The organism is Nocardiopsis synnemataformans (genome assembly GCF_965343085.1).
Taxonomy (GTDB): domain Bacteria; phylum Actinomycetota; class Actinomycetes; order Streptosporangiales; family Streptosporangiaceae; genus Nocardiopsis; species Nocardiopsis alborubida.
The window spans coordinates 16,945-29,169 of sequence record NZ_CBDRFA010000100.1; the positions used below are offsets into that span (position 1 = coordinate 16,945).

The 12,225-nt window shown below is 68.8% G+C and carries 13 protein-coding genes and 1 pseudogene; all 14 read right to left on the bottom strand.

The window, feature by feature from the left end:
- Window positions 1–433: 433 nt before the first annotated feature.
- Window positions 434–1,444: a DUF3560 domain-containing protein gene (locus tag ACSIH6_RS35700; protein WP_435112740.1), complete on the bottom strand. Its 1,011-nt coding sequence runs from the start codon at window positions 1,442–1,444 to the stop codon at window positions 434–436.
- Window positions 1,441–1,935, bottom strand: a complete 495-nt coding sequence (locus tag ACSIH6_RS35705) for a DUF6349 family protein (RefSeq protein WP_435112741.1) — start codon at window positions 1,933–1,935, stop codon at window positions 1,441–1,443. The genes ACSIH6_RS35700 and ACSIH6_RS35705 overlap by 4 nt, the downstream gene beginning before the upstream one ends.
- Window positions 1,932–2,099 carry a hypothetical protein gene (locus tag ACSIH6_RS35710; protein WP_435112742.1) on the bottom strand — a complete coding sequence of 56 codons (168 nt, stop codon included), beginning with the start codon at window positions 2,097–2,099 and terminating at the stop codon, window positions 1,932–1,934. Before ACSIH6_RS35710 ends, ACSIH6_RS35705 begins: the two co-directional genes overlap by 4 nt.
- Window positions 2,100–2,768: 669 nt before the next feature.
- A complete protein-coding gene (locus ACSIH6_RS35715; RefSeq protein ID WP_435112743.1) occupies window positions 2,769–3,566 on the bottom strand; it encodes a DNA methyltransferase family protein in 798 nt (265 codons plus the stop codon).
- Window positions 3,563–4,633: an N-6 DNA methylase gene (locus ACSIH6_RS35720; protein WP_435112744.1), complete on the bottom strand. Its 1,071-nt coding sequence runs from the start codon at window positions 4,631–4,633 to the stop codon at window positions 3,563–3,565. Before ACSIH6_RS35720 ends, ACSIH6_RS35715 begins: the two co-directional genes overlap by 4 nt.
- Entirely contained in the window at window positions 4,633–5,475 is an 843-nt protein-coding gene (locus ACSIH6_RS35725) for a hypothetical protein (protein WP_435112745.1), read from the bottom strand. The genes ACSIH6_RS35720 and ACSIH6_RS35725 overlap by 1 nt, the downstream gene beginning before the upstream one ends.
- Before the next feature lie 2 nt (window positions 5,476–5,477).
- The gene (locus ACSIH6_RS35730; RefSeq protein WP_435112746.1) at window positions 5,478–5,645 is read right to left on the bottom strand and encodes a hypothetical protein; all 168 of its coding nucleotides are present in this window, start codon (window positions 5,643–5,645) and stop codon (window positions 5,478–5,480) included.
- 1,025 nt (window positions 5,646–6,670) lie between these two features.
- Entirely contained in the window at window positions 6,671–6,826 is a 156-nt protein-coding gene (locus tag ACSIH6_RS35735; RefSeq protein ID WP_435112747.1) for a hypothetical protein, read from the bottom strand.
- 641 nt (window positions 6,827–7,467) lie between these two features.
- Entirely contained in the window at window positions 7,468–8,304 is an 837-nt protein-coding gene (locus tag ACSIH6_RS35740) for a hypothetical protein (protein WP_435112748.1), read from the bottom strand.
- Between the two features lie 136 nt (window positions 8,305–8,440).
- The gene (locus ACSIH6_RS35745) at window positions 8,441–9,328 is read right to left on the bottom strand and encodes a hypothetical protein (RefSeq protein ID WP_435112749.1); all 888 of its coding nucleotides are present in this window, start codon (window positions 9,326–9,328) and stop codon (window positions 8,441–8,443) included.
- A 45-nt stretch (window positions 9,329–9,373) separates the two neighbouring features.
- Complete coding sequence (locus tag ACSIH6_RS35750) at window positions 9,374–9,643, bottom strand: hypothetical protein (protein WP_435112750.1); 270 nt, start codon at window positions 9,641–9,643, stop codon at window positions 9,374–9,376.
- A 218-nt stretch (window positions 9,644–9,861) separates the two neighbouring features.
- The gene (locus ACSIH6_RS35755) at window positions 9,862–10,512 is read right to left on the bottom strand and encodes a hypothetical protein (protein ID WP_435112751.1); all 651 of its coding nucleotides are present in this window, start codon (window positions 10,510–10,512) and stop codon (window positions 9,862–9,864) included.
- Between the two features lie 561 nt (window positions 10,513–11,073).
- Window positions 11,074–11,325 carry a PadR family transcriptional regulator gene (locus ACSIH6_RS35760; protein WP_435112752.1) on the bottom strand — a complete coding sequence of 84 codons (252 nt, stop codon included), beginning with the start codon at window positions 11,323–11,325 and terminating at the stop codon, window positions 11,074–11,076.
- 163 nt (window positions 11,326–11,488) lie between these two features.
- A pseudogene (locus ACSIH6_RS35765) lies at window positions 11,489–12,225 on the bottom strand (hypothetical protein); the annotation flags it as partial.

Here is a 12,225-nt window from a genome sequence, read left to right on the forward strand (position 1 = left end):
GGTGGCATACGATGGCTCTAACGGCTCCCAGGGCCGTCATGTCACCTGGAAATGGCAGCCGGTGTTGGGTGTGGTTTCCCCGCTCACAGGAGAGCGCCCCTTGCAGAGGGTCGTCTATGATTCCGGGCTGAAGTACACGCACCCGCGGTCGGTACGGTTGGCCGATGTCGGCGATGCGTTGCGGCCTTCCACCTCTAGGACAGGATCCGGTGTGGTGCCCAGGAGCATGCCGTCATTTCCTGGCAGGCGCAGTTCACCAGCACAGTCTGGGAATGTCCCCGACGTAGCTGAATTCGTACCTGCCCCCTTTTTTTGGCTGTTCTGAGTCGCCTTGTGCCTCCTCGAGACCAGCCGTGGTGAGTAGGGGCATGGGTCTTCATCATGGGCGGAAGTCGGGGCATGCGCCCGGCCCCACAGGTGGGACAGTGAGCGATCAGCTCTCCCTCTCCTTCACGACCGCGGTGCGTGCGTGGTACTCGGCGAGGCTCATACGCCCGCGGATCTTGTCGTAGGGCAACCGGTCGGTGATCAGGGTGTCGTTGCCGGTGAGCGCCCGCCGGTTCTTCCGCGCCTGCTCCACGGTGACCACCTCGGGCCCGGTGATCCACAGGTGCGCCCGCGGGATCGACAGGCTCTTTTCGTTGACCCGCACCACCTGCACCCAGTGGCCGTGCACACGCACGAAGTCGGCCTTGCGCCACAGTTTCACCCCCGCGGCCTCGGTCTGGGCCACGTGCACCCGCCAGTACTCCAGCTTCTCGCGCAGGTAGTCCAGATCCGCTTCCCAGGAGGCAACCGTCTTGGGGTACTTCTCGCGCGGGTGCGCGTCGATGTCGCGTACCAGCCGTCGCTCGTCGGCTTCCAGCTTCTCGATCCGGCGCAGGGTACGCGGGATGTTCTGCCGGAACGACTTGACGTGCTCGGAGGAGAACGCGACCTCCGCCCAGTACGAGGCCTTGGCGGCGTCGCGCCGGTACGCGTCGTCCGCGCGCATCATCCGCCTATGGAAGGCGCGCGCCGAGTCGGAGATCAGCGGCTGCCCGAGCGGCCACCCTTCCGACATCTGCTGATACCGGGGCAGGTGGGCGTGCGCCGACGCGGAGGCGTTCGCGCCGTAGGTCTCAGCGCGGTCAGCCCGCTCGCCGGCGCGGTCGTACCGCTCCTGCTCCGCCTCAGCGAACGACCGGCCCGCGATGACGTTGTCGACGTCGACCTCCACCGTGTACCCGGCCTCGCGCAGGCGGCGGGCGGCGTCATCGATGTGCCACTGCTTGGCCGCCTTGTCCCGCCAGTTGCGCACGTACCACCCGGCGCTGATGGGCAGGTTCTGGGAGAACCGGTACCCGGCCGCACGCAGGTGCGGCCCGGTGCCGTCGTTCTTGCTGGTGCCCGCGACCAGAGTGCCTTCGGCCCGGGTGTGAGTGATGCGGATGGTCTGGGTCATGGGGTACCTCCAGCGGTGTCGAACAGGCCCTCCTGTCCGCTCCCGGTGTCGCGGCGTTTCCAAGATGCGGGGTAGGGGCGGGTGCGGGCGCACATGTCGTAGCCGCCGCCCGGCCCCATGGTCGGGGCGTGGCGGGTGGCGTACTTGTCCCGTTCGGTGCGCACTGGCCCTCCGGCGTCGAACCAGCCCGGCGGGTAGACCCGGGCAGCCTGGTCCGCCCACCGCATCCAGGCGTCGTAGACGTCCTCTCCCACGGGTCGGGGCCTCATCACCGGCAGGGTGCGCCAGCCCGGAAAGGCGTGGTCGGCGCCGTCCTCGGCCGCGGTGTTCTCGACCGTGCGCGGCGGTCCGGCGTACCCGCACGAGCAGTAGGCCAGGTACCGCAGGTGGTACAGGTCCGTCTCGGTGGCGTGCAGCGGCTCCATCAGGTCGCGGGGCCGCCATGTCACGTCGAACCGGCAGCCGGTCTGGGGTGTGGTCACCCGGGTCACAGGCACCCGCCTCCTTCGAGGAGACCGTCGATCAGCGTGTCGGGGTACCCGGCCAGGCCGGCATACTCGTCGTCGCTCAGGACTTCGGCGTTGACGCAGATGGGATCGCAGGGCTCCCCGACGTCGGCACCGCACCTCAGGCAGGGGTCGCTCAGGTCGCTCATCCGGATGCCTCGTTGTGGTTGTGCAGGGTCTGGCTTGGGGTGTAGTACACGCACCCACGTCGGCACGGCTGGCCGATGTCAGCACCGCACTTGCGGCACTCCATCTCCAGGCCCGGGTCCGGGTTAGGTGTGGTGCAGTTCATTCGCTGTCCTCTCCGTGGCTCTAGGCGCGGGACACCAGGTCCACGACGAGGGCTGCGAACGTGGCCTCGTCATGCTCGTCCGGGGACACAGCCGGGACCGGGGGTGGCGGACAGGTGCACGCTGCGGGGTCCGGGCATTCGCAGTCCACTGGCACCGTCTGGGAGATGTCCCAGACGTAGCTGACCCCGTAGTGGCGATCCTGCGGCCGTGCTCGCGCCACTGCACCTTGCCGAACACGCACGTCGCGTTGGGTTCCTGGGCAGCGATCGCGATGCGGTTGTTCAGCGAGTGCCGACCGTCCAGGCCGGCGGCCGCGGCCTCGATGGCGTCGTGCTCCTCGGGCCCGGCCATGATGAGCGTCAGCTGCACGAGCGCGGTCAGGTCGGCCGCGCTCATCCACGGCTTGTATTGCCTCTTCTTGGTTTTCTTCTTGGTGGCCACGGTGGGCTTCCCCTTTTCCTTCTCCTACAGTGGGGAGGGATGGAGGGGAGCCCCGCTGTTGCAGGCAGCGGGGGTCCCCTCTTCCTATGAGAGCTTCGGCTTGCTCAGGCGGACGATGACGGTGTGCACGTCCACCCCGGAGGCGGCGAACGCGTCCTGAGGGAGCCGGTCCACCACGCGGCCGTGCTCGATGATGAGGGCGCGCAGCCGGTCGTGGTGGCGGTCCTGGCGGAACGTGATCCCGGCTGAGACGATCGCGGCCAACTCGCCTCCCGGCGCGAGCCAGTCCCAGGCGTGCAACAGGTGGTGGACCTGCGAGTGGAACGGCGGGTTCATGACGATCGCGTCGTAGAGCTGGGTGGCACCGTTCAGGTCGAACAGGGCACTCGGATCAGGCGCGGGCATCGACAGGAAGTCACCGATGTGCAGCTCGACGGCGTACCCGTCCCTGAGTAGCGCCTCCAGGGCGGGCCTGTGGTCGGGGTCGGACTCCACGAGGTGGACGGTGGCGCCGTAGGGCACGAGCGCGTGCACCAGGGCGCCGGTCCCGGCCGAGGGCTCCAGAACCGTGGAGCCGGGGCCCACGTTCACGTAGCTGACCAGGGTCTCAGCGATCTCCGGCGGCGTCGGGATAAACCCCTTCTCCCGCGCGGTGATGAAGACGCCGGTGCGCAGCTGGGCGAGCACCTGGTCGGCGGGCCGGTCGAAGCGGTGGCCGCGTGCCTCCTTGGAGCCGTCCCAGCGGCCTCCGGCCGCGATCAGAACCCGGTTGACCTTGTCGTACAGGGGCCGGTGCAGTTCGAACGGCAGCCGCAGCAGCGGCCCGTCGGTGCGCACCTGGACGTTGTCCAGAACCTCCAGGACTTCGGGCGGGATCTTCACAGGCTGCTCTCCTTCGTGGTGGGTGAGGCGGGCGCACCGGATGTGGCCGCCTCGGGGTCAGGGGTGGGGGTCTCCAGCGCGCGGATCACGTCCAGGAGCGCGCGGGCGCGCCTAGTCTCCTGGGCGATGGCGATGGTCTCGGCGCGCATCGCGCGGGCCTTGGGAACCCAGTCCTCGACCAGGACGTCCGCGACGCCGAGCAGCACCTGGTAGCCCAGGTCCCAGATGATGACGTTGACGGACAGGCACGCGATCGCCAGTTCGTCGATGTCCACCGCGGCCCATTTCACGGTGTGCGGGTCACGGCCCTGCTCACGCATGTGCGCGGCGAGCGCGCGCAAAAACCCACCGGTGCCACACGCTGGTTCGTGGACGCTGTCGTTATCGACCTTGCCCAGCAGTCTGACCAGGAGGTCAGTGACGGACCCAGGGCTGTAGTAGGCGGCACCGGCCTTGTTCGCCCCGCCCGCTTTGAGCAGGGTGAGGGTGACGCCGAACAGGTCCACGTAATAGCGGATGTCGGGCTGGGTGAGGGCGTACAGGTCGGCGCGCAGCGCCGCTTGCACCACGCCGTGGACGGCCTTCTCCTCCTTCGGGGTCAGGGGCTGCTCCCCCAGCCAGGCCAGGAGGAACGGGGAGGCGGGGTTGACCAGGTCGGGGCGCAGGGTGCCGAACGTGCGCCACTGGGAGCGGATGAACGCCAGGGTCTGTTCGGTGTCCCAGCCGAGCAGGTCCTCGGTGACGGTGTGGGCGTGCTGGGCGTCCGGGCCCAGCCACGCGAACGCGGCCAGGGCGCTGAGCGGCAGTTCGATGCGTCCGCTGATGTGGTGGCCGTGCCACGTCTCGGTGACGGCCTCGGCCAGGCGCCTGACTGCCGCGTCCGGGTGTGCGGGAGGCAGCATCCACCGCGTGGACGTCCCGGCCGCCGGTGCGTCCGGGCTCTCGGGCGGGGTGGCGACCGGGCGCGGCGTGCTGGTCTCGGGCCGCCCGGCGGTCGGCGTCGGGGTGGTCTTCGCCGGGCGCGGCCGTGTCGTGGGCAGGTCGAACAGCGGCAGCATCTCCTCCATCACGCACTGTCCTTGCGGGCTCGGGCGGCGGCGGTGGGCAGGCACTCGGGGGTGCAGGGGGTGCCGCCCGGGGCGTGGCACAGCGAACACGGTAGGAGGAGCACGGCCCGCTCGGCGTCGTCCAGCCCTCGGCTCCAGGCGTCGCGGGCGGCGGCGGCGAGCTGGGCGGCCAACTCCTGCCACATGGCGTTGGTGGTGACCCGGTCGTCGACGGTCACGATCGCCAGGCTGTTGCCGGTCGGAGCAGCCTGGTAGACGGGGCGTCCATCCATGTACAGGCCCGCGGTGCGTCCGGACTGGTAGGCGCTGTTGAGCACCCCGGCGCACACCTCGGCGTACTGGTCGGCGTACAGGACCGTCTCCCCGCCGTCGTTGGTCGAGGCGATGACCCGGCCGCCGGGGCCGTTGACCCAGTACATGACCTCGGGGACGGCCTGTGTGGCGGTCTGCTCGGCCACGGCCTTCTCGATGCCCTGCCAGTCGTCGCAGGGCCACACGATGAGGCAGTCGTAGGTGTTGGTGCAGCCCTTGCAGACGACGGTCTTCTCGGAGGGGCACACCCGCTTCCCCCGTTCCCGCTCGTTGTGGGGCAGCAGCTCGGTGTCAGCTTCCGGGTGCGCGTCGCGCCATGCCTCCAGCTCCTTGCCGGAGCTGGGGCGCGGGTGGGAGCACAGCCGCGCGGGCCGGACCCTCTCGACCGGCTGGTGGGTGTGGGTGGTCTGTCGCGCGATGGCGAGCAGCACGCCGGTGGTGTGGGGGTCCAGGGTGCCGCAGACGGTGTACGTGGCGTCCGCGCGTTGCACCAGCTGGTGCACGTCCAGGTTGGGCGACGGGTCGGTCATCGTCAGTTCCTTTCGTTCTGTTTACTCAGGTGCAGGGGCAGCGCCTCGTCCAAGTGCCTGTACTCGGCGCAGGGCCAGAGGACGACGATGTCGGCTTGCGCGGAGCAGGCCAGGCACACGGTCAGTTCCTCGTCCCGGCACACCCGGTAGGTGAGGGGTGCCTCCGCCATGCCGTCTCGGCCGAGAGGCCGAGGGGGTGGTGCTCCCACCGGGTCAGGTCCGGACCGGGCTCGTCGGGCCGGAGGTGGCCGCACCGCCAGGCGGGTATGGGGTAGGTCGCGGGGGTGTGGCGGTCCAGGGCAGCGGTGGCCAGGGCCAGCAGCGCCCCGACCGTGTGGTGGTCGAGGCCCTCGGTGTGGTGCTGGCCGATAGACGCACCCACCAGCACATGAAGAGGTGGGGTCATCGGATGCCCTTCTTGAAGGGGCAGCCCACAAGGGCCGCCCCGCCCCTGACGGTCGGTACTGGCTGTCGGCGTAGTCGGCGCGGCCCTGGCGGATCCCCGCCCGGATGGGGCCCTTCTTCCACTCAGGTGGTGATGGGGTCCAGGCCAGGCGAGAACTCCGGGGGCAGTTCCTGGCGGCACGCCAGGGTGCACGCCCGGCTCGGGTCGGATCCGCAGTCCCAGCACGGCTTGGCGAGCACTGAGGCGATCTAGCCAAGACCGAACGCGTAGGCCAGCTCGAATTGGAACTTCTCGGCTGTGCGGAACACCGCCCGGCAGGGGCCTGCGAGGATGACGGTCGGCTCGTCGGTGTCTAGACCTCCGACGCGACGAAGGCACTCGTCGTGCGCCTAGACCGTGTAGGCGATGTGGCCATGGGTGAGGGTGGTGCCGCCGGTGAGGGATAGCGCGGGGGCAATCTCGCACTCCCTATTGCAGGGCCGCGCGGCACCGGCCATCGCTGCGTTGTTGAGCGCGTCCGCGGCCTGGCGGTGCAATCCGAAGAGCTCCCGGACCGCAGGGTCCGTTCGGAGAAACGCTGAAAGCTGCACGTCAGGCGCAAGCGTTGAACGTCGGGGGTGGGGGTGGACTCTAGTGGAGGGGGCCAGTTGTGGGTCCGGTGCAAGCTGCTCTTCTCCACTGGACGCATCGGCGGTGGCGGGCGGCCTTGGGTCCGTACCGGCCGGCGTAGTAGTAGCAGGTGCGCCCTTCGGCCCCCTGGCCATTGTGAATACGGCCCGTGGAGCGCAACTACAGGTGCTCGCGCCGCCATCGGCGCGACTCTGCCCGTTTGCCCTTGCGGCGGTGGGCCTTCTTCCAACTGGCTACCGCGTGGGCGCCGCCGCCGTGGCAACGGCAGTTGATGTGGTGGCGCTGGTGCCGGGATCCGATCATGGGCGCGCGCATGGGGTTCTCCTGGAGGGTGAAGGGGGTTGAGCGGGTGGCCCCCACCCTGTGGGTTGGGGGTTAGGTACGCCGTCGATCCGGGTGAGGGACAGGGCCCAGGTGAGTCTTTCCCGTAGCCACCGCCGTGCCCCGGTACACCTGCCGCGCCCGGTGCCTGATCCGCGAGGTCAGCGCGCACGGGCAGCAACTTTTCTCCCAGCCGTTCTGACCCTGGCCAGCAGGCAGTCCTCGCACATGGACCGCATCCGTGCGCGTGGGTCAGTGCGTACTGAGAGGTACGCCAGACGTGCCCGCACCTGCGATCAGCGCGGCTCTGCTCTTGGATCTCCAACTCCACCAAGTGCTCTTAGAGCGGTCGGTGGTGATGCGGTCAGTGACCTGGTCCGAGGACCGGTCCTGCGCCTTCTAGGAACAGGTATGGGTCCTGGGTCCTGACCGCCTGCCCCGCCTGTCCCGCCTGCCAACAGCTCAGTGGCCCGGGATGGGTCCGACGATCCGCACCGCTATGTCTTGCCACAGGCACAGCGCAGATAAGACGCCGAATGTCCACGCGGCCACCAGCGCGGAGGTGTCCGCACTCATTCCCAGGGACACCACGTCCTGCGGGGGAGGCCCGGAGGTCATCCCCCGGACGCGCGCAATCACCTCCCGGTAGCCAGGTGCCAGCCCCGGGCGATGCGGGGCAGCGGCATTGTGTACAGGCCCCCCAGGTGCGGGCCAATGAAGGCACCGAACTCGTCGCGCAGCACGTGGTCCTCCTCATCGAGCAGGGATGGCCGGGGGTCCGTCTTGGCCAGAGCGCCGTCGGCGCCCTGGCCAAAGAGGCGCACCCGGCACGGCGGGGCCACGTGCGCGTTCCATGACTGGACCGACTCCAGGTACACGGCCGCGCCCTCGGGTGTGAACAGCGGGTTGATCACGTGGGGGGAGACGTTCTGCAACACGTCCACCAGGGCCGGGATGGATCCGAGCACGTCGGGACTGTACACGTGGGCGGGCACCCACAGCCCGCTCAGGGGCGCGGTCGACGTGCGCGGGATCCCTGGGCGCACCCCCACCACCGTGGACGTGTCGGGGTGCTGCCCGGCCTCGGACCACGTGCCGTGGTCCAGGACGACGCCGAGCGAATCCAGTCCGACGAACAGTGCTGGGGCGTGCTCGTCCGACAGGTGCGGGAGGTCACCGTTGGCCAGTAGGGCGCGCAGGGCCGTCCGGTCGCACAGGGGCGCGGTCAGCTGCGCGGCGGCCTCCCGCGTGATCAGCGGCTGTGTGACGTGCCAGGGGGCGGCCTGCGGGTGGCGGTCGTAGGAGGACAGGATCGCGTTCTGGGGGGTGGAGGCGTCCATGCGGATCTGCCACAGGCGCACACGCTCATGGTGCCAGGGGGCGCCTCCGGTCCAGTCGGCGTCGGCGCCGACCTCCACCACGGTGGGCGGCTGCTTGTCGATCTGGGACAGGGTGACGGTGAAGCGGGGCACGGGGTTGTCCTTTCGTTGGTACGGCGGTGCCCATCCCCGGGCGGAGGTGGACCTTCCCCGCCTGGGCGGGGTGTTGGTGGCGTTTGACCACCGATGTCGAGGCCAGCGCGACCCTGCCAGTGGGTGGGGGCGGGGACTACGGCTCCTCGTGGATGTGCTTGAGCACTGCTGCTGCTCGGGCGCTGGTCGGGCTGATCTTCCACCCGCACCCGCTGCTCAGGCACTCTGCTTCCCAGCCCTCCCGGGAGCGTCGGGGGTCGGCCGCGCCGCTGAGGTGGCGCTCGTGCCTTCGGGTGCGCACCATGTGGCGGCCGGGCCTCTTACGGACCTGGTCAAGGGGCACCTGCTGCTCTTCCCCGGTGTCCGGGTCCTCCACGATCGCGACCGTGCCGCGCTGGTGCAGATACAGGGCGGTGCGGGTGGCGCCGGCACCATCGGGCACGATGACCCGCTGGAACTGGCTGAACACCTCGAAAGGCACCTCCGTGGCGTGTCCGGCGGTAAGGGCCAGGGACAGCAGGCAAGGCAGGCACCACCGGTCCTCCCGCGGGGCGTCCACGGGTGCTAGCACCCGGTCCCAGTCCACCGTCTGGCCCACGTAATCCTGGGAAATGGCCAGGGGGAGGTTGCACGCCGTCCGGCCGGGAGCCAGTCGCGCGTGGTCCTGCACGGCGGCGGGCCCGGCCATCAGGTTGCGGCCCCACGCGGCGCGGATCACCGTCCACGTGGCGGCGGGCAGGTCCAGGGTGGTCTCGGCCTGGTCCACGCCCTCGGGGTGCCAGGTAATCAGGCGGGCCCGGCGGACGGTGGCAGGTGCGCCCACGATCTGGGACGTCCACACCACCGCGGCCAGGTGTGGCAAGGAGTCGATGGTGACCACGAGGGCGTCACCGGGGGCCAGGTCAGCGGTGGGCACCTGGGCCGCAGCGATGTCGCGGACCCGGTAGTCGTGGTCGTAGGAGGGTAGGCGCCCGTCGTCAAGGGTGAGGGGTCGCGCGGCAGCGATCTGGATACTTTGTGTCATGGCATGTTGTCCTTCTGGATCGGTCTTCAACGGCCGGGGGCGGGTTCACTCCTGGTCCCAGCACTCCTGGCACACGGGCTTGCCGGTGATGGACGATTCCATTTCGGCCCGGCTTGCTTCGGCCTGCTGCTCAGCGGCCTCCCGGGCGACCTGGGTCCACCGCTGGTCCTGCCAGGAGCACAGGGCGCGCAGCAGGTTGGCCCGGTCGGCCCCGATACTGACCACCTTGACGCCCGCCCTGAGGAGTTCGTAGACGTCAGCATTGTTGGCCAGGTTGGGGTAGAGGCGGTAGCGCGGGTACGGGGAGATGCTCATCTTGTGGGCGAGCTTCCAGGTCTCCTCATCGAATCCCAGGTAAGCACTCCCGACTGGCGCCACTCCTGCGGTTCGGCCATTTTAAGACTCGTCCTTTTTCTTTCTTACATTGGAATCCTATTCCATCGTTTTTCCTGAAGTCGTTAAAAGTCCCCGAACTGATGTTTATTTTCGGGTGATTCTGGTGCCTGGCCGCGCGGCCGGGCACCAGCGTGCGGCTATTTGGTGATCTGCATGGCGAACGCGATCTCCTCCACCGGTACCGGGCCCAGCTCACGCACCCGCACCGCGCGGAGAGTCCCGTAGGCGTTACGGGTCGTCTCCACTGCCTGGGCCAGACGCACCACGTCGCTGTTCTCGCCGTCCATGTCGACCTGCACGTTGCGGTAGACCCGACCGTGCTCGATGGCCTCGCCGGGCTGGGCCCGGATGAGCGTCAGTAGCGCCCCGTGTCCTACATACCGGTACAGCTCCACGGGCTTGTAGGTGCGCCGCACCGGGAACGGGCTGGCGGCCGGGCCGATGTCGATGAGCTCCATCGTGAAGTGGGCGCCGCCGTACTCGCTCGACAACACGAGTGAGCCGTGCTCGGCGCAGGGAATGAGCAGCTGGCGCATCACGAACATGCTCGCCAAGCCCTGATCGACGGCCTCCACCAGGACGTTGTCAAAGATCCGGTTGGCGACGTCGAAGTCACCCGCGGTCATGGTGAGCCGGACCGGTTGCCCGCGCCAGCGGTTGATCTCCTCAACGGTGAGTAGGGGCTGGGTGAAGTCTGGGATCGGGTCGTCGGGCCCGGCGTATCGGTAGGGGCCGATCGGAGGCCCGTACTTCTTGCGGTCGGCTATCAGCTCTTCTTCGAAGCCCACGGGAATTCCTTTCTGGAGGTTATAAGGAATAGCTCCGCACCGGTGGCACAGCGCTCGGGAGTTACTCGGCCAGGGCCATCACGAACGCGATTTCTTGACGGGCACGGTCAGGGCGGGCGTGATCTCGTGCAATTCCACATGCGGAGCGCTGGTGTAGGATCAGGAACGGCACATAGATCTGGAGAACCACCCGCTGGCAAGCGCCGTGAACCGTGTATTCGCACGAGTGAGACGGTGCGCTCGTTCGACTAGGCAAACTCCTGGTCGATATCTCCTTCAAGAAGTGCCCCGGGGCCGGGTGATCCGGCCCCTACGGGTGGGTCTACCGACGAGCAGGTCAGGTGGTGGCTTCCCAGAGGGTGCGTGGCATCGCCTCAGAGCACGTGGAACGCGGGCTGGGCAGGCGAGACCATCCCTTGTGTGGCGGTCGGTGGGCGATGATGCGCCATCCGGCGGCTTCAAGCTGGTGCCAGTCTCCACTGCGAGCGCGCATAGCGGTGGAGGCAAGGTTGAGTTCGCCGTAGCTGTCGACCGCCAGGTGCGCAAGGTGGGTACGGTTCGTCAGGCGTTTCCGGTTAGGGCTCGGGCGCGGCGTGCACCTGCGGCGGTGAGGGTGTACATGCGGCGAGGCGGATGACCAGCTTGGGTCTGGGGTTCGCGTTCGCTGTTGATCAGACCGGCGTTCTCTAGGCGGGCCAGGGCAGGGTGGAGATGACCGGGGCTGAGCTGAATGTTCTGAAGCAGTTCGTGTACGCCCATGGGCTGGCCGGTGGAGAGGAGAGCGGTGAGGATGTTGTGGTCGTAGCGTCCCATGATGGGTCTCCGATGGATTTGCGCGGGTGGGCAAGGAAGACGAGCGCGGCTCATAGCTGGCCTCTGTCATGACGTCGTAGTCGATGACTTTTCGAGGGTGTGGGAGAGCAAGAGGTGGTGTCCCGCCTGTTATGGGCGGGCGGGGCACCACCATCGGCCGCTGTTACGAGGGCTCCTCGATGGGGATGTGCACGCTGAGCTCGGTGTGAGCCTGGTCAGTCAGTTCCTGCCACTGCGCGGCCGACAGGTCCGCGAGAGTCTTGCCGTCCCGGCGCAGGGTGCGCCCATCGGGGCTGGTGAGGATCACGTACCGGCCTCCCTCTCCCTTGCGGTTGTTGGTGAGGGTGAGGCCTGCGCGGGTGATGGCGGCTTTGCGGCGTTCGAAGCGGCGGCGTCGGTTGTGGGTGGTCTTTCCGGCGCGGACCTGTGCCCAGGTGCGTTCGCGGTGGGTGGTGCGGTAGTCCACAATGACAGCCAGGTCGGGGCTGATCATGATCTGGTAACCGCGGGCGGCCAGGTGCAGCCACCCGTCCGGGTAGCGCTTCCACCGGCGCGCCGCGATCAGGTCCTCGGTCAGCGAGCGGATCGCAGCTTCGGCCTGCTCCGGGGTTGTGCCGGAGTGGGCGTCCTGGTAGCGCTCCAAGGCGGTGCGGGTCACTCCGACCGTGGCGGCCTTATTGATGTCGAGCGGGCACGGGTCGGAGCTGGCGCGCAGGGAGAACCAGCGGTTGCGGGGGACGTCGGGCGGGACGGGGGTGGTGAAGCCGGGGCAGTCGCCGGTGCGGCACCACCCGTCGGCGTAGGAGGTGGTGTTCTCACAGCGCAGCCCGTTGACGTGGTAGCGGCTGCACGGTCGGGACACGGCCACGGTAAGGCGGCGGGCCAGGTCACGAGGGTTAC

What these genes read in the sequence shown, in the direction of transcription:
- ACSIH6_RS35700 (WP_435112740.1), bottom strand. Translation starts at nt 1,444, where the DNA reads ATGACCCAGACCATCCGCATCACTCACACCCGGGCCGAAGGCACTCTG.
- ACSIH6_RS35710 (WP_435112742.1), bottom strand. Translation starts at nt 2,099, where the DNA reads ATGAGCGACCTGAGCGACCCCTGCCTGAGGTGCGGTGCCGACGTCGGG.
- ACSIH6_RS35720 (WP_435112744.1), bottom strand. Translation starts at nt 4,633, where the DNA reads ATGGAGGAGATGCTGCCGCTGTTCGACCTGCCCACGACACGGCCGCGC.
- ACSIH6_RS35725 (WP_435112745.1), bottom strand. Translation starts at nt 5,475, where the DNA reads ATGACCGACCCGTCGCCCAACCTGGACGTGCACCAGCTGGTGCAACGC.
- ACSIH6_RS35730 (WP_435112746.1), bottom strand. Translation starts at nt 5,645, where the DNA reads ATGGCGGAGGCACCCCTCACCTACCGGGTGTGCCGGGACGAGGAACTG.
- ACSIH6_RS35735 (WP_435112747.1), bottom strand. Translation starts at nt 6,826, where the DNA reads ATGCGCGCGCCCATGATCGGATCCCGGCACCAGCGCCACCACATCAAC.
- ACSIH6_RS35745 (WP_435112749.1), bottom strand. Translation starts at nt 9,328, where the DNA reads ATGACACAAAGTATCCAGATCGCTGCCGCGCGACCCCTCACCCTTGAC.
- ACSIH6_RS35750 (WP_435112750.1), bottom strand. Translation starts at nt 9,643, where the DNA reads ATGAGCATCTCCCCGTACCCGCGCTACCGCCTCTACCCCAACCTGGCC.
- ACSIH6_RS35760 (WP_435112752.1), bottom strand. Translation starts at nt 11,325, where the DNA reads ATGGGACGCTACGACCACAACATCCTCACCGCTCTCCTCTCCACCGGC.